This is a genomic window from Carnimonas nigrificans ATCC BAA-78 (assembly GCF_000526695.1).
Taxonomy (GTDB): Bacteria; Pseudomonadota; Gammaproteobacteria; order Pseudomonadales; family Halomonadaceae; genus Carnimonas; species Carnimonas nigrificans.
In genome coordinates, this window is record NZ_JAGO01000015.1 from 174419 (window position 1) to 201363 (window position 26945).

Consider the following 26945-nt stretch of genomic DNA (forward strand, 5'->3'; position numbering starts at 1 on the left):
CGTTATCCCTGATGGTTCCAGTGAGTGCCGCCACCGATACTCAGAGGCTCCAGATCAAGCGTTTGGTTGTGTTTTTCCACGTAGTCGCGGTAGTCGTAGCGGGCGCCCGGGAAGCCGATCATTTTCCACGACACCATATCCTTGTTGCCGCCATACACCGGGTCGGCGAAAAAGCCTTCCTTGGTGTTTTGCAGCACCAGCGCAAAGAAGTCGGCGCTCGGATATTTCTCGAAGTGGATCTCGCCCTGCTCAAGCGCGCTGAGGATCTGATCCTGCTGGTCGCCGTTAAGCTCCTTGAACGACGCCTGATGCTCCGACTGGCAGTACTGCTCCAGCTCGGCAAGTCCGAAACGGTAGCGCTGCTGAGGAACGAGGGGGGACTGATCGCCCTGGGCGGGCGTGCCCTTGCCAAAGGGAGGCTCCATGTAGAGTCGCGCGAAAGTACCGAAGAAACCTTGCAGCTGGCGGTCAATAAATACGGCGCAGCCGGCTTCCTTGCCACCGATGCTCAGATCGTCGGCAGGAATCAATCGGTCAACAATCGCTTCGATGGTGGCCGCTTCATCCGCAGTAAAAAACTGCCAGTGATCACCTGGCGGGGCGGTTGGCGGAGGATTGTGAGCGAAAGGGCTCCATTCCGGTAATTGGGTGAAGGTTAGTGCTGAGGCCTTGCTGCTAGCGGCAGCTACAAATGCAGTGGCTGCACTGGTAGCGAGCACCTGACGTCGTGTAACGCCAGTTCGAGCACCAGAGTCGTTACTCATGGAGCATCCCCTTGCTTATCACGGTAATTGCAGGTTTCCGCATAGCGCGCCAACGCTTGCCAGAGGTGACGAAGCAAAAATTGCTGCGCAGGACCAGCGGCGGAAGTTTGTTAGGAAGGTAATGATTACCAGGTTCTTAAATATAAATTACCTGATTGGCGCCAGTGATGGCAACGCATCCGTTGTGCTGAAGCGCCCAGACTACCCGCCCTGAGCGCTTGATGATGCAGAGATATCGTGTCCGAATTGTTGCTAAAATTCGCCATCCGGGTGCCAAGTTCAATAATAAACTAATACATTGGGCGTATATGCTTATGCTTTATGGTGTGGTAAAGGCCGGAGCATGTTTCACAATTAGGCATGAGAAAGCCGCCAGAAGATGGCGCCTTCTCGCATCACGCCGAGGCGGGAGATCGGTCAGCGATGAAGTCCTGCTATCGGCGCGACATATAATAACTATCGGGAAGAAGGTGATGGCTAGAGTTTCCATCCTTGCCATGTAGCTTGTACCTTGAGTACGGAAATACAGGCGTCTGTCAGGGTGATCGCGCAGACGCCACTTCTTGCCACTCAATGGTGGCGATATTCTTCGATGATCTCTGGCTGGAGGTGTGATGATGGCCGCTGTAGATAGTATTCCTCTTGAGCGTATTGACGGCAGTACGGCGTCGCTGGCCGATTTTGCAGACAAGGTGCTGCTGATCGTTAATGTGGCGTCCAAGTGTGGGCTAACGTCGCAATATGAGGGGCTGGAAGCACTTTATGCACAATACAGGGAGCAGGGGCTGGAAGTGCTGGGCTTTCCCGCCAATGATTTTCTCGGTCAAGAGCCTGGCTCCAACGATGAAATTCAGCAGTTTTGCCGCGCTACTTTCGGTGTGCAGTTCCCGATGTTCAGCAAAATTAGCGTGCTGGGCAGTGACAAACATCCGCTCTACAAGACGCTGATTGACGAAGCGCCCAGCAAGCAGTGGGCTGAGGGCAGTGGTTTCAAGGCGAAAATGGCTGACAAGGAGCTGCTTCCGGCTGATGAGTCTGAAGTAAGCTGGAACTTCGAGAAGTTTCTGCTTGACCGCGATCACCGCGTGGTTGCTCGTTTTGCTCCTGACGTAGCGCCGGATTCCGACACGCTGGTCAATGCGGTGAAGGAAGCGCTGAAATAGGGCGGTAAGCTTAGTTGATCCTTGATTAACTACGGAAGCGGGGCGCGTTTTAAACGCGCCCCGCTTTGCGATGGTGAGGTTGGCTGTCAGGAATTACAGGTTGTAGCCGCGCTCGTTGTGCTGGGACAGGTCAAGACCGATGTCTTCCTGCTCTTCGGTAACGCGCAGCCCCAGCGTTTTATCAATCAGCTTCAGCAGCACGAAGGTGATAACACCGGTGTAGACAATGGTGAAGAGCACCCCTTTGATCTGAATCCAGAGCTGCAACGCGATGTTGGTGACATCACCGAAACCGCCCAGCGCAGGAGCTGCAAAGATACCGGTCAGTACCGAACCGAGAATCCCGGCAACACCATGCACGCCAAATACATCGAATGAATCGTCGTAGCCGAAGGCGCGCTTCATGCTGGTGGCGGTGTAGAAGCTGACGACGCCAGCCACCAGACCCAGCACGATAGCGCCCATCGGCCCACAGGTACCGGCTGCGGGGGTGACGGCGACCAGGCCAGCAATAGCGCCGGTTACCAGGCCAAGCAGGGTAGGTTTACCGGTTTTCAGCCATTCGGTGCACATCCATCCCAGAGCGGCAGCGGAGGTGGCTACCTGAGTGACCAGCATGGCCATGCCTGCGCTGCTGTCGGCGGCTCCGGCAGAGCCCGCATTGAAGCCGTACCAGCCGAGCCACAGCAGGCAAGCGCCGATCATGGTGAACACCAGGTTGTTAGGGGCCATGTGCAGGCTGGGGTAGCCTTTACGCTTGCCGAGCACCAGACATGCCACCAGCGCCGCGATACCTGAGTTGATATGCACCACTGTGCCGCCGGCAAAGTCGATCACGCCGTCGTCGGCAAGCAAGGCGCCATCGCCTCCCCATACCATGTGGGCAATCGGGAAGTAGACGAAGGTGACCCATAGGCCGGTAAACCATAGCACCGCGGAAAATTTCATGCGTTCGGCGAAGGCACCGATAATCAGCGCGGGCGTCAGGATGGCGAAGGTCATCTGGAACATGATCCAAACGCTTTCGGGGAAGGTGCCCTCAAGGCTGTTGAGATCAAGCCCCGCAAGGAAGGCGCGATCGAAGCCGCCAACAAACGAATGGATATTGAGAGTGTCGGCGCTCATGCCTGTCGTGTCGAACGCCAGCGAGTAGCCGTAGATGACCCAAATGATGCTCACCAGCGCTGTGATCGCAAAGCTTTGCGCCAGTACCGAGAGGATGTTCTTCGAGCGTGCCATACCGCCGTAGAAAAGGGCTATGCCGGGTATCGTCATCATGAGAACGAATACCGTAGCCACCAGCATCCACGCTGTGTCACCGCTATTAAGCTGCGGGGTTGACGCTTGCGCCAACGCTGTCAACGGCGTAGCGCCGATTAATCCGGTTAATGCTGCCAGGGCGCGTTTTACAGACATTGTTGGAATCACTCCGCACTCGTGGGGTTCCGGCAGCGCTCATGCCGTTGGAAAGGCAGCAGAGGCGCAGGAATCTGTCTAAGGTATGGTTCGCTGAAGAGCAGTAGCACGAATCCTTCCATTTTTAATAAAGTCTTTCTTTATCAATGGCTTGAGGAATTTAATGAAAGTGTGCGTAAAGTGAATGAACAGGCAGGTGCAAGCGATGGAGAGGGTACGGTTGAAAATGGTGCCCTTGCTTCTTTGTGATGCACATTTTTGGTGCATGGGCGGCAAGCCGGAAAACTGAGGGTAATACCGGTGCACGCTGCTAGTGCACAGCGCAATGCCTTAACCTGTTGATAGATGGGGCGTATAGACGGGGGATATGGTCAAAAGATAGACAATTTGGCCCTTTTAGGGTATTTTCGCGGCATTATCGCCAGTCGTGTACCTGTGTATTCACCGTTGCTCAGCGAGCGCGCGCTGAATCTGCCTGGTATGTGCCCCTGATTCGATTGCTGGTTTTGCACAGAAATTCTGGGCGCTTGGCGAACGTTGCCCTGCTTGTGTTGTCAGGGCTGGTAGCAGTTTTCCAACGGGAATTCTCGACATAGTGACCGCTTTTGTCAGGCGCAGCCAGGATTGTTTATTTATATGTACTCTCATTTATTTAGATCGTTGTTTTCATCTGTCACGGGGCGGATGCTTCCACTGCTTTTTGCAGCTTTATCTTTTCTTGTTATCAGTGCTGCCGCTATTCCTCATGCCGACGCGCAAGAGAATGTCATGAACGGCAGAGCCTCCTTTTATGCAGACCGGTTCGAAGGTCGGGCTACTGCCAGCGGCGATACGTTCAGCAACAGTGACATGACCGCCGCTCACCGTAGCCTGCCTTTCGGCACCAAGGTACAAGTCACCAATCTGCGTAACGGCCGTAACGCGATTGTGACCATCAATGACCGTGGCCCCTACGTGGGCAACCGGTTGATCGACCTTACCCACAGGGCCGCCAGCCGGCTGGGAATGGTCGAAAACGGCGTTCAGCAAGTACGTCTTACGGTGCTCAATTAGAGGTTTTATCAAGGCGCCGTGGTATGACGTGATACTCCATCAAGGTAACCGTGCTGTGTGAGCCATTCAGTAATCATGTGCAGGGTTGGCTCTGCAATTTAGAGAAAGAGATCATGACATTCAGCAAGGGAACGTTGCTCACGACCATGGCGACTGCCGCGTTGGGCATTTACTCCTCATCGGCAGCGGCTGCCGGCAGCTCCATGCTTATTGTGGGCGGGCAGCTCGCCCATAGTCACTACAGTATCCATAACAGCCGTGGTATTGAGAGACCCAGCTACTCTTATGAGAATAAGAGCAAGGGCAGCGGCAATGTGACCGGTTACGGTGGCTTCCTTGAGTACGGTAATAAGTACCAGACATGGAAGGGCTGGCTCGACATCTATAATTCGTCGAACATGCCGATTTTTGATATCAAGGCGAATTATCAGCACGACAAGAACAGCAATTCGACTGACGGTATGGCCCAGCTTGGCTATCGTTTCGGTATTGATCAGTACACTCAGTTCGATCTGCTGCTGAATGGCGGGTATCAGTACATTAATTACGATCACTCGGTCTGGGCCAGATCGGCGCATGCTTGGAAGGTGGGTGCGGGAGCTGGTCTTAATGTGATGGTTGATCGCTATGACGTGTTACGCGCCGAGGTTGGGGCCAACTATTCGGTCAATGGCAAGGTCAAGATGCACGGCGGCGGTGACGTGGATACCGATAACAAGCTGGACCCCTATGCTGAGCTGTCATGGATCAACCAGGCGACTCGCTTCGCTTATATCACCACGCTGTTCTATACACGCCAGACCTTCGATATGGATGGCCGGCAGACGACATCAGTGGGCAGTACGCGCAGATGGCGGGGCGAAGATACCAAGCGTGACATGATCGGTGTGCGTTTCGGTATCGGCTTTTAAGCGCTGCTTGAGCGCGTAACGCTAATACCGCTAGTGCATTGAATAATACGGCCGGAAGTCGCTATAAGCGTCTTCCGGCCGTTGTTGTTGCAGAATGTTGTTGCAAAACCATGATGGCTGCAAACGGTTAGTCAGCGAGTGCGGCAACCGGCTGATTCATGCGTGCACGCACCATGTCGCGGTACTGCTCAGGCGGCTTCGGTGTGAGCGAGTGCGCAGGCGGATCGACATAAATGACCAGCAATCTGGAGAGCCAGTAACGCAGCGCCGTCATGGTCAGCATCGCGGGCCACACCTGGCGCTCGCGCGCAGACAGCGGACGCTCCTGCTGATAGGCGGCAAGGATGGCCTGATAGCGCTCGGTATTTAGCTCGCCCTTTTCATCACTGCACCAGTCGTTGATGACGATGGCAAGATCGAACAAGAGATCGCCGGTGCAGCCATTATAGAAGTCAATCAAGCCGGTTAAGGTGTCGCCTTCAAACATCGCATTGTCACGGAACAGATCGCCGTGCAGTGCTCCTTGCGGAAGCTCATTTGACGAGCGTGACGACGACGCCAGCTTTTCTTCGATGGTATCGAAGGTATCAAGCATTAGCTGCCGGTCGCTATCGCTGAGATAGGCCATGACCTTGGGCATGTTGGCGTCGATCCAGCGCAGGTCGCGAGGATTGGGGCGTGCCCCCGAAAATTCGTGGGTACAGCGGTGCATCTGCCCCAGTACGCCACCAATGGCTGCGCACTGTGCAACGTTAGGCTGTTCAGGGTGGCTGCCTTGCAGACGCGGGAACAGCAGGGCCGGACGTTCGACCAATAGCTGTAGCGCCTTGCCCTGACGGTCGCGCAGCGGACTGGCGATCGGCAACTGATGTTGATCAAGGAAGGTGAGCAGATCAACAAAGAAAGGCAGCTCTTCCACCTCTCCCTGTTCGAAGAGGGTCAGTACAAGCCGATGCTGATCAGTGGTAACGAAAAAAGTCGAATTTTCTGTACCGCTGGCGACCTCTTCGAGTTTTTCCAGATGGCCAACGTCAAAGCGTTCGAGAAACGTGCTGACCTGATCATCGGTCAAAGGTGTAAATACCGCCATCAAGATTCCTGAACGTGGCTGGGTAGAAGTAGGGCGCAACGCCGCCGCGCTTTAGCGTGACCAGATTCTATCATTATCTCTGCTTAACACGGCGATCGCTGGGGTGAATTATTCTTGCAGCAAACATGAAATATAGAACATCGCGCTGCTATTACCAGCTAGCGATGGTCCAACGCGGCACCACAACACGGCTAGTATCATCCTGGCGCTGGAAGTTGCCGTCGCCATCGGTATCGACCAGATAGTAGGCCGGCCCATGGGGCGGTTTGATCCTGATCGCATACAGCTTGCCGTTGACGCGATACTCCTGCACCTCACGTCCATCCTGCTGGTGCGTTGTAATATCAGGCTCCGGTGCATTCTGCTGCTGTTGCTGGGCCTGTTGCGAGGAAGTCTGGGCCATGGCGGCGGGAGCGCTGGCAATGGTCAGTGCAAGGGAGGCGCTGGCGACGAGTGCTGCAAGATGAGTCGATTTCATGGTAGTGGCCTTTAACGTCATACGTTGATTTGAGTGTAGGCCCAATATGTCGGCAAGGCTATCGAGTTTGCTGAAACTCGTGCTCAGATGCGCTTTCTGCCTTTTTATGGTGAGGAAGGTTTATAGCGAAGAAATGGGCTGCTTCCATCAGCAAGTAAGCACCTCTTTGGCGGAGAGCGGATGCCAAAACAGCGCTCGCTAAGTATCATGAGCGGATAGCTTGCGTTTGCGAACGCGTTGCACGCCCTGTTTTGGAGTTTCGGATGTCAGCCAAGGCCGCACCCCCCTTTGTGTTTGTTGATGGTTCAGCCTATCTATACCGCGCTTTTCATGCGCTACCGCCGCTTTCTACCAGCAGCGGGCAACCGACCGGTGCGGTGCGCGGTGTCGTGTCGATGTTAAAAAGCCTGATGCGCGACTATCCCGATAGCCCCATGGCGGTGGTGTTCGATGCCAAGGGCAAAACCTTCCGCGACGATCTGTATAGCGACTACAAGGCGAATCGTCCGCCCATGCCGGATGATCTGCGTGCCCAGATAGAGCCGCTGCACGCCTGCGTAAAAGCGTTGGGGCTACCGCTTCTCAGTATTGAAGGCGTCGAGGCCGATGACGTGATTGGCACGCTGGCGCGCCATGCTACCGAGATGGCACGTGATGCGGTCATTTCTACCGGTGACAAGGATATGGCCCAGTTGGTGAATCAGCACATTACGCTGGTCAACACCATGAAAAACGAGACGCTTGATGTCGAAGGCGTGACCACAAAATTCGGTATTCCGCCTGAGCTGATCATTGACTATCTCGCGCTGATGGGAGATTCCGTCGATAACATTCCCGGCGTACCGGGGGTGGGCAATAAAACCGCGCTGGCGATGCTGCAAGGCTACGGCGCGGGGCTGAAGGCGATTTATGACGATCCTGACAAGCTGGCAACGCTGTCGTTTCGCGGGGCCAAAAGCATGGCCGCCAAGCTCGAACAGCATCGCGAGCAGGCATTTCTCTCCTATGAACTGGCGACGATTCGCACCGACTGCGATTTGCCGGTGTCGCTTAACGATTTGGCGCTGCCACACCCTGACCGTGATGCGTTGATCGCGCTATATAAAGAGCTTGAATTCAAGGGCTGGCTGAATGAGCTGACTGATGGCGATACTGCCAGCACAACCGGTAAGGAAGGTTCAGCAGCGAAGGACAGTGGGCAAGCGGCGGCGAGTGACATTGATGAAACGCTGGTGCCTTCCGACTTCGGTGAAGTGGATTACCGTGCTGTCACCGAGCGCGCCGAACTGGATAAATGGCTGGCGCGTCTGGCGGCAAGCGATGCGTTCTGCTTCGATCTGGAAACTACCAGCCTCGCTTATATGCAGGCAGAAATCGTCGGTATTGGCATGGCGCTACAGCCGGGCGAGGCGATCTATATTCCCGTTGCCCATAGTTATCTGGGCGTGCCCGAGCAGCTTGATCGCAGTGAGGTGCTGGAAGCATTAAAGCCACTGCTGGCGAACCCTGAAATCGCCAAGATTGGTCAGAACCTCAAATACGATATCGAAGTGCTGGCACGCTACGACATTGAGGTCAAAGGCCCGCTGTTCGATACCATGCTGGAATCCTATGTGCTCAACTCGACCGCCAATCGCCACGATATGGATACGCTGGCGTTGACCCACCTTGGGCATACCACCATCAAATATGAAGAGGTGGCGGGCAAGGGCGCGAAGCAGATCACCTTCGATCAGGTGGAGCTTGCCGAAGCGGTTCCTTACGCCTGTGAGGATGTGGATGTAACGCTGCGCCTGCACCAGAAACTGCGGCCACGGGTAGATGCGGAAGGGGCACTTGGCAAAGTCTTGGATACGCTTGAAACGCCGTTGATTCCGGTACTGGCCCGTATTGAGCGTAATGGTGTCGAGATCGACTCGGCGCTGCTTGGGCAGCAGAGCCGGGAGCTGGATGAGCGTATTGCCACCTTGACGACCAAGGCTTATGAGCTGGCAGGGCGGGAGTTCAATCTCGGCTCGCCGAAACAGCTGGGGGCAATTCTGTTCGAGGAGCAGAAGCTGCCGGTAATTAAAAAGACGCCCAAAGGCGCGCCCTCCACGGCAGAAGCGGTGCTTGAAGAGCTGGCCCTCGACTTCCCATTGCCCAAACTGATTATCGAACATCGCGGCCTGTCGAAGCTCAAATCGACCTATACCGATAAGCTGCCCCTGCTGACCGACCCGCAGGATGGCCGCATTCATACCAGCTATCATCAGGCGGTGACTGCGACGGGGCGGTTATCCTCTTCCGACCCCAACCTGCAAAATATTCCGGTGCGTACCGAAGAGGGGCGCAAGATTCGCCGCGCCTTCGTGGCGCGCCCCGGCTATTGCATCGTCGCCGCGGACTACTCGCAGATCGAACTGCGCATCATGGCGCACCTTTCAGGCGACAAGGGGCTGACCACGGCCTTTGCAGAAAACCGCGATATTCACGCGGCCACTGCCGCTGAAGTGTTTGGTGTCGCGCTGGACAAGGTCACTAGCGATCAGCGCCGCAGTGCCAAGGCGATCAATTTCGGGCTGATTTATGGCATGAGTGCGTGGGGGCTGTCCAAACAGCTGCGGGTTGAGCGCAATCAAGCGCAAACCTACATCGACCGCTATTTCGACCGTTACCCTGGTGTGGCGCGCTTCATGCAAAATATTCGTGCTCAGGCAGCGGAGGATGGCTTTGTTGAAACGGTGTTTGGCCGCCGTTTGTACGTGCCTGAAATCAACTCGCGCAATGCACAGCGCCGTCAGGCTGCCGAGCGAACGGCCATCAATGCGCCCATGCAGGGCACCGCCGCCGACATTATCAAGCGCGCCATGCTCGACGTGGATCACTGGCTTGGCAGCGATTGCCCCCACGATGCCATCATGGTGATGCAGGTACACGATGAGCTGGTGTTTGAAGTACGCGAGGAGCACGCCGAGTCCTTTATCGACGAGGTGAAAGCGCGTATGCAGGCTGCTGGTCAGTTGGACGTGCCACTGCTGGTAGAAGCGCAGTCAGGCAGTAACTGGGAAGAGGCGCACTGACATGACGATATGCGCTATTCATGGAGCCAGAGGGCTGTACGCTGCATGAGCATTCAAGCGGTGCTGATGCGTGAAGTGATCCGCTTGACCGCCAAACGGCGGCTGCGTCACAGCGACGATGTGCTGGCCCTGCGTCACGCGCTTCAGCAGAAGAAGCAAAACGCCAAACCTAAACAGTGGCCCGCTGCCATCAGTTCGTTGCGGCTGGGCGAGGTGCCCACCGAACGTGTTGCCACCGTGAGTGCCCCCGCTGCCGAGGCAGATGATGCCGCGCTGATTTATCTGCATGGAGGCGCCTGGGTGGTGGGGGAGCCGGATGATTTCCGGCCACTGACCACGCAGTTGGCGCAGCTTACCGGGCTGCCGGTCTATGTACCGGATTATCGGCTGGCGCCCGAATATCCCTTTCCCGCCGCCCTGAACGACTGCGAAGCGGTCTATCGCGCTCTGCTGGCGAAGGGTATTGCGCCCTCTCGCATCGCGCTGCTCGGTGATAGTGCGGGCGGTAACCTGATATTCGCGCTGGCGCTGCGTCTCAAGCGCTTGGGGCTGCCTCAGCCAGCGGCGCTGGTGGGGTTATCGCCGTGTACCGATCTGAGTGGCGACAGTGCTTCATTCAAGCGTAACGCGCGACGCGACGCCCTTCTGCCTGCCGAACGCCTCAGCGAATGTATCAGCGCTTATTGCCCTCACTGTTCGCTCAAGGAACCTGAAATATCGCCACTGTTCGGTGATCTGGCGAATATTGCGCCAGCGCTGCTCCAGGTGAGTGATAACGAAATCCTGCTGGATGACTCCACGCGCCTGGCGGAGCGTATTCGTGCCGCTGGCGGTGTGGTGCAGCTCGATGTGTGGAAGGGGCTTTGGCACGTATGGCAGAACTTTCCCCAGCAAGTGCCAGAAGCGCGTCAGGCCATCGCGCACATTGCCGAGTTCGTGATGGCACATATGGCCCCGCCTGCAAAGATCAGCGCATGATCTCCTCCCATACGCTAGCCAGGCTGGTAACGCTCGAAGCTCTGGAGCAGGGGGGTTGCGGTGCGCCTTCTATTCTGGATATCAGTGAAGGAAGGGGGCGTGGCGGCAGCGCACTGGAAACTCGTATCGCTGCCTGGCACGCACTATCGGCAGCATCGCTTGCGGTACGTATTCACCACGGCGCTCATGTCGATTTCTACGATGATCTGCGGTTTTGTCGCGCTGCCGCCGCGGTAGATACGGTGCTGTTATCGGCCTGTGAAAGTGCCCATAGCGTGGAACTTTCCGCGATGTCAGGGTGTGCAATCTGGCCGATGATCTCGACAGCGGCAGGCGTGTTGGCAATCGAATCCATGGCGGCTGCAAAGGGCGTTGCGCGGCTGGTACTGTGCGAACAGGCACTTTCCCAGGCGTTGGGGCTGGAAGCGGGCAGCGAGGGCGAGCAGCGCAGCCTGGATATCTGGCGTGCCCGCATGGTGGCAGTGTCATGCGCCTATGGGCTGGCGGCCCCAGTGTTACTGGCCCCCTGTGTCAGGCATGACAGGAGTATCGAACAGCAGCTTCAGTTGCTGGGTGAGATGGGATTTGGCGGTCAAATCGCTGAATAAGCGGCACTTCTCTGACGATTGGAGATTACTGTCAGGGCTTTGCCTCTGCCCGCTGGAGCGTTGATGCGTTATGCTTGCGGTCAGTAGCGTGAGAGGATCAACGAGTACAGTGAGCAGGCAACGCCTGTTGAAAATTGGTTTATTGCACGCATTTAGGTAGTGGGACGGGAATTCTGACAAAACGAGGGTACGCGCTGCGTAGACGCTTTCTCAGAGTTCCCTTGCTATCCGCAGAATCGCCAGGTTAAACAGGAGTCGGCTTGTAATGATCACAGCCAGCGAAGAGCAGAAGAAAGACAGCAACAACGAAACCTCGGTAACCACCAAGCTGGCCGAAAGTCTGGTTAATGCACGTAAAGTGTTCATCACCGGTCAGATCGAGCAGAAAATGGCGCGTGAAGTTGTACAGCAGCTGCATGCGCTCGATTATCTCAGCCACGAGCCGATTCAGGTCATTATCAGCTCCCCGGGTGGGCACGTAGAGTCAGGCGACATGATTTTTGACGCCATCCGCTTTATCGAATCCCCCGTTGTCGTGATTGGGTCTGGCTGGGTTGCCAGTGCCGGCGCACTGATTTTTGCGGCGGCGGCGAAGGAAAACCGCTATTCACTGCCCAACACACGCTTCCTTCTGCATCAGCCTTCCGGCGGCTTCCAGGGGCAGTCGAGCGATATTGCGATCTATTCGAAAGAGATCATTCGCATGCGCGAACGTCTCAACAAGATTTTTGCCGATGCTACTGGGCAGCCGATCGAGCGGATTCGTGAAGATACCGAGCGTGACTTCTGGCTCTCGGCAGAAGAAGCGGTTGATTACGGACTGGTGAAAAAGATTGTCGTATCGGCTAAAGATATCGGCTGATCTGATCCACTCCAGATAAGCGCCCCGCCCCTGAATATAGGGGGTGGGGCGTTTTTTTGGCGTGTTGGAAAGGCGGGCTGCTCCCTGGCAGCGTTGCCTTTAGCCGTTGCCTGGATTGAGCTTATAGCTTCCTTGGCGTAACCTTCCTGCCCATTGGGCGCTCGCATTGTTGCGGCACATGGCCCTCCCTTATCCAACCAGACATCTCCCGATTTTTACCGCTGGAATCCTGAATGCACGCGCTCACAAAAAAATGGCTTAAAGGGTTAATCTTTGCCCTTGTTTTCCTCGTGTTGCTGATTACCGCCATCGTGTGGGGAGTTTATTGGCTTCAAACCGGGCGTTTCTTCCAGTCTACGGATGATGCATATATCAGAAGTGATGCGGTGGCAGTGCGCTCGGAGCTAAATGCGCGGGTGGTGGGCGTGCATGTTGACCATAACCAGCGGGTCAAAAAAGGCCAGCTGTTGGTGACCCTGGATGACCGCGATTACATCGACAGCCTCAATCAGGCCAATGCAAAACTGGCGGAAGCCAATGCGCAGGTCGTTCAAGCGGCACGCAATGTTGATGCAAGCCGCTCGCAGATCGCCCAATATCAGGCTCAGCTCAGTTCGAGCAAAGCGACCGAAGAACAGGCGCTGGCACGTTTCAATCGAACATTAATGCTGAATAGCCGTGGTGTGGTGTCGCGCCAGCAGCTGGACGACGACAGCGCTGATCGCCAGGTGGCCCATGCCAACGTGCAGAGCGGTAGTGCTCAGGTCACCTCGGCGCGGCGTCAGCTTGCTGTCCAGCAGGCAGCGCTCGACTCGGCAAAGGCCAGCGTCGTCTCTGCTGAAGCGGAAGTGCAAACAGCGAAAACCCAGCTTGGCCGTACTCATATCTACGCACCAACTGATGGGGTAGTGGGCAATCGTAGCGTTGAAGTGGGCACCTATGCGCAGCCGCAGATGGGATTGCTGCAACTGGTGCCGGTGGATTCGCTCTATATCGTTGCCAACTACAAGGAAACCCAGATCGAAGCCATGCGCATCGGTCAGCCAGTGGCGATCAAGGTGGATGCCTATCCTGGTATTGATTATCGCGGCGTGGTGGACAGTATCGCGCCAGCGACCGGCACCGAGTTCAGTCTACTGCCGCAGGACAATGCCACCGGCAACTTCAACAAGATTGTGCAGCGTGTGCCGGTGCGCATTCGCCTGACCGGGCCTACCGATCAGTTGGGCCGGCTTCAGGCAGGACTTTCCGTGGTGCCTGAAATTGATACGCGCGAACAGGGCCGTAATCAGCTTTACGTGCTGCCGGACCCCACTCTCAGCCTGGATGGATCAGCAAGCCAGCTTCCTGAGCTGGCACCTGAGCAACCGTCGCCCGATGCCCAGCCCGGTCACTGACCATGAGCCGTCAACATGCTTCCGGGCCGACTTCCATGCCGCCACGCAGCCAGCAGATTGGCTTTTTGGCGGCGATTGTCGGCATGTTCATGGCGGTGCTGGACATTCAGATTGTGGCCAGTTCGCTGAACGAAGTGCAGGCAGGCATTGCTGCCAGTCGCAGTGAAATTTCGTGGGTCCAAACCTCCTACCTGATTGCTGAAATCGTCATGATTCCGCTTGCGGGCACGTTGTCGCGGGTGTGCTCAACGCGCGTGGCGCTGGTGATCTCCTGTGGCGGTTTCACCCTCGCGAGCATTGGTTGTGCGTTCTCTACCAGCCTGACCAGCCTGATTGTCATGCGCGTGCTGCAAGGCTTTCTGGGCGGCGCGCTGATTCCATTGACCCAGGCGGTCAGCTTTCGCATCTTCCCGCGTCAGCGCATGGGGTCGGTGCAGGCAGTGATGGGGCTGGTAGCGACGCTTGCCCCCTCCATTGGCCCGACCCTCGGCGGGTACGTAACCGAACACCTCTCCTGGCACTGGCTGTTCCTGCTGAATGTGCCCCCTGGCCTGCTGGCCTGCTGGGTGATGTGGCGCAATCTCGATATTGATAAGCGTGAAAAGGGAGCGCTGGGCAAGCTCGATTATTGGGGCCTGATCTTTATGGCGCTGTTCTTGGGCGCGCTTGAGTTCGTGCTTGAGCAGGGTAACGACGACGGCTGGTTTGGTGACCGCCTGATTTTCTGGATGGCGGTGGTCAGCGGTGTGTCGTGCGTGCTGTTTCTATGGCGCGCCTTTACCGCTGAAAACCCGATTGTCGATTTGCGGCTATTTCGCTTTTTCAACTTCTCGGTCGGCACCCTGATCGTCTTTGTGCTGGGGGTGGCGCTCTACGGCCTGGTGTATCTGATGCCGCTGTTCTTCGGCACTATTCGTGATTACCCCAGCATTGATATCGGTGAAGTGATGTTCGTCACCGGTGCCGCGATGTTTGTTGCCGCGCCGCTGCTGGGCCGCTTCGGAGATATGGTCTCGCATCGCACGTTGATTGTAGTGGGGCTGGCGATGGTGGCGACCGGTACGATCATGAATGCCAACCTGACGGCTCAGTCGGGGTTCCATGAGTTTCTGTGGCCGCAGATCATTCGCGGTGTGGGGCTGATCGCCTGCATCATTCCTGCTTCTCGTATCACCATCGGCATGCTGCCTGCCCACAAGATCGGCGAAGGGGCGGGCATGTTCAGCCTGATGCGTAACCTTGGCGGTGCAGTGGGCCTCGCGATGATCGACACTCTCCTCGATATGCGCAATCACTATCACTGGCAGCAGCTTATTCCTGCCATCAATGATGGGCGTCAGGCGGTACTGGAGCGCATCAGCCAGTATGAACAGATGTTTCAAGGGGTGACGGCAGACCCGCACACTGCAGCGATCCAGTTTTTGGCGCGCAACGTTAATGTGCAGGCTCAGGTATTGGCTTATAACGACCTCTTTTTGTGGATGGGGGCGCTCTATATCCTGCTGATCCCAGTGGCATTGATAATTCGCTCGCCCTCTCGTGCATGAAAATTTGATCTGCGGTACTCTCAAAGTCTAAGGCAGCCGTGAATGACAGCGGCTCCTTGGATAAAGCAATAAACAAACGAGAGAGAAACCATGTCAACAACTGCACGGGTCAAGGAAATCCTTGGCTGGTATGAAAGTGATAATCCTGGCACCAAGGCGAGCCTTGCGCGCTTTCTTAATCAAGGCAAGCTGGCAGGCACCGGCAAACTGGTGATCCTGCCGGTCGATCAGGGCTTTGAGCACGGCCCCGCACGCTCTTTTGCAGCCAACCCTGCTGCCTATGATCCCCACTACCACTTCAAGCTCGCCATCGACGCAGGTCTTTCAGGCTATGCAGCCCCCTTGGGTATGCTGGAAGCAGGTGCGGATACCTTTGCCGGCCAGATTCCTCTGATTCTGAAAATGAACAGCTCCAACAGTCTGGCGGTGCAGAAGGATCAGGCAATTACCGCCAGCATTGACGATGCCCTGCGTCTGGGCGCTTCTGCCATCGGCTTTACCATCTATCCTTCTTCTGACTATCAGTTCGAACAGTTTGAAGAAATTGCCGAACTGTCGCGTGAAGCCAAGGCTGCGGGTCTGGCGGTGGTGATCTGGAGCTACCCGCGTGGGCCTGAGCTGGACAAGCCCGGCGAAACGGCGGTGGATATCTGCGCTTATGCTGCCCATATCGCAGCACTGCTGGGTGCACATATCATTAAGGTCAAGCCACCGACCGAGCACCTTAGTCTGCCAGCGGCGAAAAAAGTGTACGAAGAGCAGAAGGTTGATATCTCTACACTGTCAGCGCGCGTGCGCCATGTGGTGCAATCCTCCTTCGACGGCCGCCGCATCGTGATTTTCTCCGGTGGTGAAGCAACCGATACGGATGGCCTGATCAATACCATTGAAGGTCTGGCTGATGGCGGTGCTTCCGGCAGTATTATCGGTCGCAATACCTTCCAGCGTCCGCGTGAAGAAGCGTTGCAACTGCTTGATCGCATCATGACGATCTTCAAGGATCGTGCCTGAGTTCTGATCAGCACACGACAAGGAGCGTAGCGCTTTCGGGCGCTGCGCTTTTTTTTGGCCGGAACAGGCTGCCGAGAGCCGTTGGTAGCCGTACTACACGCTGCGCCCGGCAATGAAGACACGCCACGCCACCGCTATCTTTGGCATAATGATGCAGCCTTTCAGGATGGATATGCTATGACGTCACCTAATGCCGAGCTTCACGCTTCGCTACAGCTATTGGATACCCGGCTTGCTTCAGTCGGCTTTCGTACCTTGCTGTGGTGCGATGCCCCCAGTGATGAAACCATTGCGGCGCTACTTGCGCATTATGGTGAGCGTGCGCTGTGGGTCTCCCCGCAGCAGCCTGAACAGGCGCCTCAGATTAACTGGATTCAGCCCGGTCAGGCGCAGCGTCGGCTGGGGGAAGAGACTGACGCCGTACTGTTTGATGCACGCCAGGGGATGGATGCGGATGCCTTCGGTGCGTTATCGGGAACCTTGAAAGCCGGCGGCGTATTTACCCTTATTACCAGCCATGTCAGTTTCATTGGTCGTTCCGGCAAGCGCATGCAGCGTCTGCTCGAACAGTCATCGGCGATTGCGCGTTTACGTTCAGAAGGGCAGCTTGATCTTCCCTCTTTCGATGAAGCACCTGAGTGGCAGTTACAGCGTGATGAGGAAGGGTGCCTGAGCAGCGATCAGCGTCAGGCGGTGACGGCACTTGCCTCGCTCAAGCGTCGCCGCCCCCTGGTGCTCACAGCCGATCGGGGGCGTGGCAAGAGCGCTGCCATGGGGATGGCGGCGGCACAGCGTCTGCGTGAAAAGGGCGGTACGCTGCTGGTGACGGCACCTGCCTTTGCGTCGGTGGAGTCGCTGTTTCGCCAGCTTGAACAACATGCGCCAGAAGGACAGCGAGAGGGGCACAATTTCCTCCATCCCAATGGCGAACTGCGTTTTCTCGATGCGCTTGCTTTGCAGCAAGCCTTGCAGAGCGCGCATCCCCCTGGTGGCGATGGCAGTATGCTGCTGGTCGATGAAGCAGCGGCTCTGCCGGTACAGCTGCTTAAACAGTGTGTTGAGCGCTTTCCACGTATCGCCTTCGCCACGACGACTCACGGCTATGAAGGCAGTGGACGCGGCTTCGCCATTCGTTTCCGCGATTATCTCGATCAGCGTACTCCTGACCGGCAAACGCTCACGCTGAATACTCCCGTGCGCTGGGCTCAGGATGATCCGCTGGAAGCGCTGACCAATCAGCTGCTCTGTCTGAATGGTGAGGTGCCCGAAGGGCCGTTGCTCTTTGATGAAGTGCGCATTGAGCGGATTGACCGCGATCGCCTGGCGGCCAGTGATGCCGCCCTTAATACCCTGTTTGGCTTGCTGGTAACGGCCCATTACCGCACGGCCCCCAGTGACTTGACGCGGCTGCTTGACCAGCGTCCTATCTCCATCTGGATCGCGCGCGACAACACCCAACTGCTGGGGGTCTGCGCGAGCGTTGACGAAGGCGGTTATACCCCTGATATGGCGGAAGCCGTGACGCGCGGCGAGCGTCGTCTGCCGGGAGAGCTGTTGCCTCAATCACTGGCGCTGCATGAAGGACTCAAGCAGGCGGCGCAACTGCGCTGGCGCAGAATCATGCGGATTGCCGTACATCCTGCTGCACAGCGTCGCGGTATCGCGAGAAAGCTGATCGACGCGGTGGCCTTGGATGCTGCCAGCAAGGGTGTCGCGCTGCTGGGAGCGAGTTTTGGCGCTGAAGCCGGGCTGATGCACTTCTGGTCGCGGCTGGCGTGTCTGCCGCTGCGTCTGGGCCTGCGGGCTGAACGTTCGTCGGGTGAGAATGCGGTTATGGTCGGTCGGGCGCTCAATGCAGAAGGAGCCAGTCTGATTCGGCAGTGCCGTCAGCATTGGGCGTTAACGCTTGAAGAGCGGCTGGCGATGGAGCTGCGCGAGTTGGATGTTGCGCTGGTCGATAGCCTGCTGACGCCTGAAGCTATTCCTTCTTCCCCTGAACTGGTGAGCGCTCTCAAGCGGCTTGCCCAGGCCCATGCACCCCTGACTCCCTACCGCACGCTGCTGAAAAGTCATTGGGGCAGCCTGCGAGAGCACCTCGACAGCGATGCCCGTCAGGGCTTTCTTGGGCTGCTGTATCAGGGCAAGGACGAGCGTTGGCTGGCGCGCCGCTTTGAGCAGACTGGCCGCGCAGCAGGCGAGACCCTGTGGCGCGAGTGGTGTGCTCAGATGCTCAAGCCGGTGCAGCCAGAAGAGTCTTGAAGGCAGTGCTGCGCAACCTATTCACGTAACAGGATGCCATTTCGATGAAGGCATCGGTGGCCTCCACGCGTTACAGTAGTAGAACGATATTTTTGTCAGGAGAGTTACATGTCTAACGAAGCCCCGGTCGGGAATCCCAACGAACATCTGGAATCACTATCGCCAGCACCTGTCTGGCATTTTTTCCGACTGCTGTGTAATACCCCGCGCCCTTCTCATCAGGAAGAGGCGATCCTGGCGAAAATCCAGCAGTTTGCCGAGCAGCGTGGCTTCGACACTTCCCGTGATGAGGGGGGCAACCTGTTGGTCAAGCGTCCTGCCACCCCGGGTTATGAGGACGTACCGGTCGTTACCCTGCAAAGTCATGTCGATATGGTGTCGCAGGCTGACGTTGAGCACGATTTCTCGCGTGATCCGATTCTCACCGAAGTACGCGACGGCTGGCTGTGGGCCAAGGGTACAACCCTGGGCGCTGACAACGGGATTGGCGTGGCGGGCGCGCTGGCGGTGCTGGCAGATGATGAGCTGGTTCACGGCCCGCTGGAAGCGCTCTTCACCGTAGAGGAGGAGACCTCGATGGGCGGCGCTTCACGGCTGGCCTCGGATTGGCTGCAAGGGCGCTACCTGCTCAATATGGATACCGAAGAGCGCGGCGAAGTATGTATCGGCTGCGCGGGCGGCGTGCATGTACGGATTAACGAGCACTTCGTTGAGCATGAACTGGATGCTCAGTGGAGCTTCCTGACGCTCTCCGTGAATGGCCTGAACGGTGGTCACTCTGGTGTAGAGATCAACCAGCAGAAGGGCAGTGCCAACCAACTGCTGCCGCGAACACTGCTGTCACTCCTCGATGCCCACGAAGAAGGCTCGGTCGCTATCGCCTCTTATCAGGGCGGCGAAATGAGTAACGCCATTACCCGCAGCGCCCGCGCTGTGATTGCGGTTAAAAATGCTGACGTGGCGGCGCTGTCGGCGCATGTTGCTGAGCTGGAAGCGACCTTTAAGAAAGAGCTTGCCGAAGTCGATGCGGCAGTCGCAGTCACCGTAGGTAGCGATGCGCCACGTCAGGCAACGCTATCAGCTGAGGATTCCGCCCGCTTTATCCGTCTGCTGGGCGCACTGCCTTACGGGGTTGAGCGCTATAGCGACGAAGTGCCTGGCGTTGTCGAAACCTCCAACAACATTGGTGTCGTACAGTTGGAAGGTGGACATCTGAACCTTGATGCGATGGTGCGTTCGTTGCGCGACAGCGCGGCGCTGGCGCTGGCCGCACGTATCGAGGGCCTGGCCCGCCTTGGCGGCTTCAGCGCTGAAAGCACTTCCTTCTATCCGGGCTGGAATCCGATCCCCCATTCGCCGCTGCTGACACGCTTCTGCGATATTCACACTCAGGTCGAGGGGCATGCTCCCGAGGTGAAGGTGATCCACGCCGGGCTTGAGTGCGGCATTATTGGTGCCAGATATCCTCATCTCGAAATGATCTCGTTCGGCCCGACCATCAAAGGTCCGCACTCGCCCAGTGAGCGTGTTGAATTGGATGCCGTGGAGGCTTTCTGGACACTGCTGCGCCGCACTATCGAATCGCTGGCGAAGGAGCCGCTGCCGGCATGAGTCAGCGCCCCGGGCGTCGCAGGGCGTGCCCATCGCTGGTCGCACCCATGACAACGGGGGACGGCCTGCTGGTGAGGCTGGCCCCGTGGCGCTGCGGGGCGTCGGCTGAGCGGTTGGTGCGCTTGGCCGAGCTGATTGACTATTACGGCAGCGGTGACATTGATCTGACCCTGCGAGGCAACCTGCAAGCACGAGGCTTTACTTCTGATAGTGCCAGGCATTTCGCCGCTGAGCTTGATCGTTTCATACCACAGCCTGTGGTTGCACCTGCGGTAACGCTTGAGCCTAATGCCGAGCGCAGCACTCAGCTATTGGCGTTGTGCGATCATCTGATTGACCGCTTGGCAGTAGAGCCGCTGCTGCTCCCCCCTAAGTGCGCTGTTGTCGTTGAAGAGCACGGAAACTATGGGATCGGTGCGCTCAGTGCCGACCTTCGATTACGCATTGCCGATGATGGATATTGGCTTGGTGTCGGCGGTAGTGCGTTCGATGCGCACTGGTTTCACTGTAGAGAACAGAGTGTCGCTTGCCTGCTGGATGCTGGCGTGGCGCTTCTCACGCTGCTGGCAGAGGGCTCCTGCGGCCAGCGCGGTCGTGAGCTTAAGAGAGCAGAGGCGCTGGCCTCGCTGCTGTCACCTTACGGCGTTACGCGAGCACTTCCCGATATTCATGATGAAGCAGTTGTGCTGGGAAGCCGTGCCGATCACGCGCTACTGGTGGCGGCACCTTATGGCGCTCTCAGTACTATTACATTGAAAGCGGTGGGGGAGTGGTGTGCAGAGGCTCAGGCCACGCTGTGGCCGCTGCCGCAGCGCCGTTTGCTGCTGTTGCCCAAGAAGGAAATTGATCCTTCCTGCGCGCTGCATGAACTGAGCGCGCTGGGCCTGATAACCCACAGTGATGACGCCCGACTTGCTATCAGCGTTTGCCGTGGTGCGCCTGGCTGTGCCGCGGCACAGGTGCCGACTCGCCCTCTGGCAAACCGAATGGCGGAGGTCATGGCGGTTAGCGGCAAGGCTGGGCCTGTCCATATATCGGGATGTGCCAAAGGGTGCGCTCGTCCCAACGCCACTGCACTCTGTTTGGTAGGAACTTCCGCATCGACCATCGCCGTGGTGCTCAACGGGCTTGCCTATGATGAACCAGCACAGCGGCTCTCGCTGACCAACGGGAATCTCACCCGGGAAATGTGCGAGCGACTGGTGCAGCACTGATGTTTGCCCGCTGATTCAGTACACTCTCTGTTCGAGCCAGAGTGCCTTTATTATCTGGTGTGGCGCTAATGCCACACCTTTGACAAGAGTTTCCGTTCGATGAAAAACGAACGCTATGAATACGAGCGTGACGGCCTCGCCATCTACGAACGCTCCTTTTCCATCATTCGCAGTGAAGCGAACCTGACCCGCTTCGATGCGCTGGAGAGCCACGTAGCGGTGCGCATGATCCATGCGTGCGGTGTGGTCGATCTTGCCCAGCATATCGAATTCGGCCATCAGTTTGCTCAGCACGCGCGCCACGCCTTGCAGCAGGGAGCGGCCATTCTGTGTGATGCCGAAATGGTTGAGCGTGGCGTTACGCGCAAGCGCTTGCCTGCTGACAATCCGGTACTGTGTACCCTGCGCGATGAGCGTACGGCGGCACTTGCCAAACAGCTTGGGACGACGCGCTCGGCGGCTGCCATGGAACTATGGCATGAGCACTTGGCGGGGGCGCTGGTGGTGATCGGTAACGCGCCAACCGCGCTCTTTCATCTGCTGGAAGCGCTTGAGCGCGGCGCGGCGCGTCCTGCTGCGATTATCGGTGTACCGGTGGGCTTTGTGGGTGCGGCTGAATCGAAGCAGGCGCTGGCAGAAAGCTCCCTCGATTTGCCCTACGCGATCGTACGTGGGCGCATGGGCGGAAGCGCGATCGCTTCCGCGACGGTCAACGCATTAGCGAGTGATGCGCTATGAGTGCTGAAAACGTAGCAACGCTTGCCGTTTGCCCTCAGGCATCGCGCAGCGGCACGCTGTATGGGGTGGGCGTCGGGCCTGGCGATCCTGACCTGATGACGGTGAAGGCGGTCAAGGTGCTCGCCAGAGTTGATGTGGTGGCGTATTTCGCTAAATCAGGCCATTCCAGCCACGCGCTGGGCGTTGCCGAGCAGCACCTTCCTTCCAGCGTGGAGCGGGTGGCGCTTTACTACCCCGTGACTACCGAGATTCATCGCCATCATCCGCACTATCAGGCGCTACTGCGCAATTTCTACCACGAAAGCGTCGAACGCCTGGCGCATGAGCTGGCCGCTGGTCGTAGCGTGGCGGTGATTGCGGAAGGTGATCCGCTGTTCTTCGGCTCCTATATGCATCTTCATACGCGTTTGGCGGGGCGCTTTCCTACGGAAGTTGTCCCCGGCATCAGCGCGATGTCGGCTAGCTGGTCGGCTGCGCAGCTACCGATTTGTCAGGGGGACGATAGCCTGACCGTGATTCCGGGAACGCTTGATTCACAGGCGTTGCGTGAGCGCATCGACGGCTGTGAGGCACTGGTGATTATGAAAATCGGCCGCCATTTAGGGCGAGTGCGTGAGGTGCTGGCGCAGTGCGGCAAGCTGGAGCGTGCGCTTTACGTGGAGCGAATCGCGCAGCCCCAGTCTCAGATAATGCCGCTGGCGCATAAGCAGGACGATCACGCCCCCTATTTCTCACTGATATTAGTGCCGGGGTGGGACGAACTGGGCTTTGATTCGCCACTGTTTCCTGCCCCAGGCGAGCAATCATTATGAGTACCGGGAAGCTTAGCGTGATCGGCATTGGCCCGGGGGCTGCCGAACAGTTGACCGGCGCAGCGCGTGAGGGGCTTCAAGAGGCGGATCTGCTGTACGGCTATGGCCCTTATCTGGCGCGCCTGACTCTGGCCGCACATCAGCGTGCGGTGCCTTCCGACAACCGTGTGGAAGCGCAGCGTGCCCGGCATGCCTTGGATGCAGCCGCTGAGGGTTATCGCGTAGCGATGGTATCGGGAGGCGATCCGGGGGTGTTCGCCATGGCGGCCGCTGTATGTGAGCAGATCGAAGCAGGGCCTGAGAGCTACCGTCAACTGGAGCTTGCAATAGTGCCCGGTATTACCGCCATGCTGGCCGCAGCTGCTGCATGCGGTGCGCCGTTGGGACACGACTTCTGCTGTTTGTCACTGTCAGACAATCTCAAACCCTGGGAAGTGATCGAGCGTCGCTTAACGGCGGCGGCAGGCTGCGGGCTGGCTTTGGCCTTCTATAACCCGATCTCCACGGCGCGCCCCTGGCAGTTGGGGCGGGCATTTGAGCTGTTGCGGCAGCAGCTTCCTGCACAGACGCCAGTGATCTTCGCCCGAGCCATTACTCGCCCAGATCAGCGGATTCGTGTCGCAACGCTCGAAGATGCGCGCAGCGATTGGGCAGATATGGCAACCATGGTGATTGTTGGCTCGCCCGCGACCCGAGTGGTGGCGCGTGACGGACGCTCGCCGCTGATCTATACGCCACGTTACGCCTGAGGCCACACGCTGGCAGGCAGGTCGAGCAGCCAGTCAATGGCGGCCTCGACACGAGCAACGGTCGTGATGTCGGGGCTGGGCGGCCGCTCCACCATCATGACTGGTATGCCCAACTCGCGCGCTGCCGTCAGCTTCGCTTTGACTGAATCCATACCGCTATTTTTGCTCACCACGCGATCGACGGCGTAGTCGTTCATCAGCGCGATTTCGTCCTTCAGCGAGAAAGGCCCACGGCGGCGTAGGCTGGTGACGTGCGACAGGGCAAGATCGGCAGGCAGTGCTTCGATGCTGCGTATGATGTAGTGATGTTGTGGCGCGTGCGTGAAGGCGGTGAGCTGCTGGCGCCCGATGGTTAGCAGGACGGTGAGCGGTGAACTGCCGAGCAGCGCAGGAACGGCCTCCAGCGAGGGAACACTTTGCCAGTGATCGTCTGGCTGTGGTTGCCACGGCGGTGGTAATAACCGTAGCAGCGGCACCCCTGTGTCAGCGGCGGCTTGAGCGGCATTGAATGGCATGCGCGCCGCAAAGGGATGCGTGGCGAGAATCAGCGCGTCGATAGCCTGATCGCGAAGGTAGAGTGCCAGCCCCTCGGCACCGCCAAAACCTCCGCGCCGCGTCGGCACCGGCTGGGGTATCGGCGTGCGTGTTACGCCCGCAAGGGAGAGCTGAACGTCCAACCGCGGCGCAAGTTGCTGCGCGAGCAGGCGAGCCTGCGCAGTGCCGCCAAGAATCAATACGCGCATCATTATTTGCTGCATGACCAAAAGGATAATCAGGCTTGCGTTGCGACTCTTTTCATTCAGCCGGAAAGCCAGCCCATCAGGAGTAAGCGGTAGTGCTCAAGGATAACAGTGCCACAGACACGACGGCGAGCGCCCGTTCGGCATGGTTGACCATTATTGGTATCAACGAGGATGGTCTTGAAGGGCTACGTCCAACGGCACGTCATGCGCTGTCGGCAGCGCGTGTGGTCTTTGGTGGCAAGCGCCATTTGTCACTGGCAGCTCCCTTGATTCAGGGGGATCGTGAAACATGGCAGTCGCCTATCGAGCGCAGTATTCAGCATATTCGGCAGCTCGCGGGGCAGCCTATCGTGGTGTTGGCTTCCGGTGATCCCTTTCTGTATGGCATTGGCAGCTCGCTTGCTCGCGTGATTCCTGCTGCTGAAATGAACGTCTTTCCGGCGCCTTCTGCCTTCAGTCTGGGCTGCGCGAAGTTAGGCTGGGCGCAGCAGGATACAGCGCTGGTGTCAGTGTGCGGCCGCCCCTTGTCGCAGCTCGATCAGGCGTTAAAGCACGGTGCACGCATCATGGTGCTTAGCGCGGGGTCGGACTCTCCCAGACAGATAGCGCAGTATCTCTGCCAGCACGGTTATCAGTGTTCAAGCATGAAGGTGCTGGAAGCGTTAGGGGGCGCGGACGAACGCGCGCGTCATTACGCAACGCTCGATGACTTCGATGAGATAAATATTCATCCCCTCAATATAGTGGCGCTGGAGCTTTCCAAAATGGATGAAGCAAATACAGAAACCGCTGGTAGCGATAGCCTGGCGCCTGGTCGACCACGTGCTGAGTTTTTTCACGATGGTCAAATCAGTCGAGAGGAGATTCGCGCAATTGTGCAGGCCAGGCTGGCGCCGCAGCAGGGCGATTGCCTATGGGATATCGGTGCTGGCTCTGGGGCGGTCGCACTGGAGTGGCTGCTATTGGATAAGTCGCTACGAGCGGTGGCGGTGGAGTGTCATTCTGAGCGTTGCCTGCGTATCGAGGCCAATGCGCGGCGCTTTGGCGTGGCGGATCGTCTGGAAGTAGTGGAAGGCAATGTGCCTGCTGCCATCAACGCTATGACGTCGCTCCCGAATGCGATTTTTGTCGGTGGCGGGGCCAGTGCCGAGGTCATCAATGCCGCTGCTGCAAGGCTAGCGCCCGCCGGTCGCTTGGTGGTGAATAGTGTCACGCTGGAAAGCGAGGCGTTGATTATGGAGTACTATCGTGACCAAGGCGGTAGCCTGTCGCGGTTCAGTATCGAACATTGTGCTCCGCTGGGTGCGCTAACGGGCTGGCAGCCTGCGCGTTCAATTATGCAGTGGTGCTGGCGTAAACCAGATGGCCACACGGAGTTACCGGCATGACCGTCCATTTTATCGGGGCCGGGCCGGGCGCGGTCGATTTGATTACCGTGCGCGGGCAGAAGCTGCTTGCTGAGTGTGAGGTGTGCCTTTACGCGGGCTCTACCGTTAATCAGGAGCTACTCGATTACTGTCCGCCTTCTACTCGTAAGGTGAATACAGCCGCCCTCGACCTTCAGCAGCTTGAGCAAGAGTATGTAAGCGCATGGCAACAGGGCCAGGAGGTGGCACGGCTGCATTCGGGCGATCTGTCGATATATAGCGCGCTTGCTGAACAGCTGAGAGTGCTTGAACGGCTTGGTATTCCTTATACTTTGACGCCTGGTGTGCCGGCATTCGCTGCGGCAGCCGCCGCGATTGGGCGTGAACTGACCATTCCCGAGGTGGCGCAAAGCCTCGTGCTTACGCGTCTCTCAGGCAGGGCCTCCAAAATGCCCGAAAGTGAGCAGCTCGAACGTTTTGCTGAAACGCGGGCAACGCTGGCGCTTCATCTTGCCATTCATCGGCTGGACGAGATTGTTGAGCGCTTGTCTCCTTTCTACGGTGCAGATTGCCCGAGTGTGGTGGTATATCGCGCCAGCTGGGAAGAGCAGCAGATCGTCACTGCGCCGCTCGCCAGTATTGTAGAAGCGTGTATTCAGCACCGTTTTGAACGCAGCGCGCTGGTGTTGGTGGGAAGGGCGCTAGGTGCAGTGGCATTTGATAACAGTGCACTTTATCGCAGCGATTATTGCCGCCGATTTCGCTGAATATGTTCGCTATCGAAAATTCTTTTCCAAAAGGCCTTGCCAAGAGTCGGTGTGGTGCGTAAAGTACGCCTCCATCGCTGGGGCAGGGCCTCAACGAGGAAGTCAGCAAGGTTTTCAAGTTGTTGATTTCCGGAAGAAAATCGCTGAGTTGTTGAATTAACGGAAACGTTAACGAAAACAAAAAAGCAGTTGACTTCCACTCAGGATTGCGTAGAATACGCATCCACTTGAACGGAGCAGTTCACCGCTTCTTTCAACGCTCTTTAAAAAATCGATCAGACAATTTGTGTGGGCGCTCGTTTCGATTCGGACGGCAACGTCACTCACCACTGCTCTTACGAGCAA

23 protein-coding genes are annotated in these 26945 nt (G+C 57.6%); 18 read left to right on the top strand and 5 right to left on the bottom strand.

What is annotated here, in order from left to right; genetic code table 11:
- Nucleotides 1-2: 2 nt before the first annotated feature.
- On the bottom strand, nt 3-764 hold the full coding sequence (locus tag L881_RS0110720) for a gluconate 2-dehydrogenase subunit 3 family protein (protein ID WP_025733695.1): 762 nt from the start codon (nt 762-764) through the stop codon (nt 3-5).
- A 617-nt stretch (nt 765-1381) separates the two neighbouring features.
- Here L881_RS0110720 and L881_RS0110735 point away from each other — a divergent pair.
- Nucleotides 1382-1927: a glutathione peroxidase gene (locus L881_RS0110735; protein ID WP_211238918.1), complete on the top strand. Its 546-nt coding sequence runs from the start codon at nt 1382-1384 to the stop codon at nt 1925-1927.
- A gap of 93 nt (nt 1928-2020) precedes the next feature.
- Here the strand turns inward: L881_RS0110735 and L881_RS0110740 are convergent, their stop codons facing one another.
- A complete protein-coding gene (locus L881_RS0110740) occupies nt 2021-3343 on the bottom strand; it encodes an ammonium transporter (protein WP_025733699.1) in 1323 nt (440 codons plus the stop codon).
- A 768-nt stretch (nt 3344-4111) separates the two neighbouring features.
- On the opposite strand from L881_RS0110740, the gene L881_RS13235 reads away from it, so the two are divergent.
- Both L881_RS13235 and L881_RS0110750 read left to right on the top strand, forming a co-directional pair.
- Entirely contained in the window at nt 4112-4396 is a 285-nt protein-coding gene (locus tag L881_RS13235) for a septal ring lytic transglycosylase RlpA family protein (RefSeq protein WP_025733700.1), read from the top strand.
- Between the two features lie 113 nt (nt 4397-4509).
- Nucleotides 4510-5307 (top strand): hypothetical protein, encoded by a 798-nt coding sequence (locus L881_RS0110750; protein WP_025733701.1) that lies wholly within the window; start codon nt 4510-4512, stop codon nt 5305-5307.
- Nucleotides 5308-5434: 127 nt separating this feature from the next.
- Here L881_RS0110750 and L881_RS0110755 read toward each other — a convergent pair whose 3' ends face one another.
- Both L881_RS0110755 and L881_RS0110760 read right to left on the bottom strand, forming a co-directional pair.
- Nucleotides 5435-6397 (bottom strand): homoserine kinase, encoded by a 963-nt coding sequence (locus tag L881_RS0110755; protein WP_025733702.1) that lies wholly within the window; start codon nt 6395-6397, stop codon nt 5435-5437.
- 151 nt (nt 6398-6548) lie between these two features.
- Nucleotides 6549-6875, bottom strand: coding sequence for a DUF2782 domain-containing protein (locus L881_RS0110760; protein WP_025733703.1), 327 nt, complete (start codon nt 6873-6875; stop codon nt 6549-6551).
- Between the two features lie 263 nt (nt 6876-7138).
- Between L881_RS0110760 and polA the strand changes: the two genes are divergently transcribed.
- The 13 genes from polA to L881_RS13250 all read left to right on the top strand — a co-directional run bounded on the left by polA (nt 7139) and on the right by L881_RS13250 (nt 23723).
- On the top strand, nt 7139-9937 hold the full coding sequence (polA, locus tag L881_RS0110765; RefSeq protein ID WP_025733704.1) for a DNA polymerase I: 2799 nt from the start codon (nt 7139-7141) through the stop codon (nt 9935-9937).
- Between the two features lie 45 nt (nt 9938-9982).
- Nucleotides 9983-10915 carry an alpha/beta hydrolase gene (locus L881_RS13240; protein ID WP_025733705.1) on the top strand — a complete coding sequence of 311 codons (933 nt, stop codon included), beginning with the start codon at nt 9983-9985 and terminating at the stop codon, nt 10913-10915.
- Nucleotides 10912-11523 (top strand): hypothetical protein, encoded by a 612-nt coding sequence (locus L881_RS0110775; protein ID WP_025733706.1) that lies wholly within the window; start codon nt 10912-10914, stop codon nt 11521-11523. The genes L881_RS13240 and L881_RS0110775 overlap by 4 nt, the downstream gene beginning before the upstream one ends.
- A 265-nt stretch (nt 11524-11788) precedes the next feature.
- Nucleotides 11789-12385 carry an ATP-dependent Clp protease proteolytic subunit gene (locus L881_RS0110780; RefSeq protein ID WP_025733707.1) on the top strand — a complete coding sequence of 199 codons (597 nt, stop codon included), beginning with the start codon at nt 11789-11791 and terminating at the stop codon, nt 12383-12385.
- A gap of 233 nt (nt 12386-12618) precedes the next feature.
- Entirely contained in the window at nt 12619-13782 is a 1164-nt protein-coding gene (locus tag L881_RS0110785; RefSeq protein WP_025733708.1) for an HlyD family secretion protein, read from the top strand.
- Nucleotides 13783-13784: 2 nt separating this feature from the next.
- The gene (locus tag L881_RS0110790; protein WP_025733709.1) at nt 13785-15329 is read left to right on the top strand and encodes a DHA2 family efflux MFS transporter permease subunit; all 1545 of its coding nucleotides are present in this window, start codon (nt 13785-13787) and stop codon (nt 15327-15329) included.
- Nucleotides 15330-15419: 90 nt separating this feature from the next.
- The gene (locus L881_RS0110795; RefSeq protein ID WP_025733710.1) at nt 15420-16340 is read left to right on the top strand and encodes a class I fructose-bisphosphate aldolase; all 921 of its coding nucleotides are present in this window, start codon (nt 15420-15422) and stop codon (nt 16338-16340) included.
- A 177-nt stretch (nt 16341-16517) separates the two neighbouring features.
- Entirely contained in the window at nt 16518-18599 is a 2082-nt protein-coding gene (locus L881_RS13245; RefSeq protein ID WP_025733711.1) for a GNAT family N-acetyltransferase, read from the top strand.
- Between the two features lie 108 nt (nt 18600-18707).
- Complete coding sequence (pepD, locus tag L881_RS0110805; RefSeq protein WP_025733712.1) at nt 18708-20210, top strand: beta-Ala-His dipeptidase; 1503 nt, start codon at nt 18708-18710, stop codon at nt 20208-20210.
- On the top strand, nt 20207-21424 hold the full coding sequence (locus L881_RS0110810; RefSeq protein WP_025733713.1) for a hypothetical protein: 1218 nt from the start codon (nt 20207-20209) through the stop codon (nt 21422-21424). Before pepD ends, L881_RS0110810 begins: the two co-directional genes overlap by 4 nt.
- Nucleotides 21425-21523: 99 nt before the next feature.
- Entirely contained in the window at nt 21524-22162 is a 639-nt protein-coding gene (locus L881_RS0110815) for a precorrin-8X methylmutase (protein WP_025733714.1), read from the top strand.
- Complete coding sequence (locus tag L881_RS0110820) at nt 22159-22974, top strand: precorrin-2 C(20)-methyltransferase (RefSeq protein ID WP_025733715.1); 816 nt, start codon at nt 22159-22161, stop codon at nt 22972-22974. Before L881_RS0110815 ends, L881_RS0110820 begins: the two co-directional genes overlap by 4 nt.
- On the top strand, nt 22971-23723 hold the full coding sequence (locus L881_RS13250; protein WP_034579329.1) for a precorrin-3B C(17)-methyltransferase: 753 nt from the start codon (nt 22971-22973) through the stop codon (nt 23721-23723). The genes L881_RS0110820 and L881_RS13250 overlap by 4 nt, the downstream gene beginning before the upstream one ends.
- Here L881_RS13250 and L881_RS0110830 read toward each other — a convergent pair.
- On the bottom strand, nt 23714-24469 hold the full coding sequence (locus tag L881_RS0110830; protein WP_211238919.1) for a cobalt-precorrin-6A reductase: 756 nt from the start codon (nt 24467-24469) through the stop codon (nt 23714-23716). The genes L881_RS13250 and L881_RS0110830 overlap by 10 nt on opposite strands.
- A gap of 89 nt (nt 24470-24558) precedes the next feature.
- Between L881_RS0110830 and L881_RS0110835 the strand changes: the two genes are divergently transcribed.
- Nucleotides 24559-25854: a bifunctional cobalt-precorrin-7 (C(5))-methyltransferase/cobalt-precorrin-6B (C(15))-methyltransferase gene (locus L881_RS0110835; protein WP_034579332.1), complete on the top strand. Its 1296-nt coding sequence runs from the start codon at nt 24559-24561 to the stop codon at nt 25852-25854.
- Nucleotides 25851-26600 (top strand): precorrin-4 C(11)-methyltransferase, encoded by a 750-nt coding sequence (cobM, locus tag L881_RS0110840; RefSeq protein ID WP_025733718.1) that lies wholly within the window; start codon nt 25851-25853, stop codon nt 26598-26600. The genes L881_RS0110835 and cobM overlap by 4 nt, the downstream gene beginning before the upstream one ends.
- Nucleotides 26601-26945: the final 345 nt, after the last annotated feature.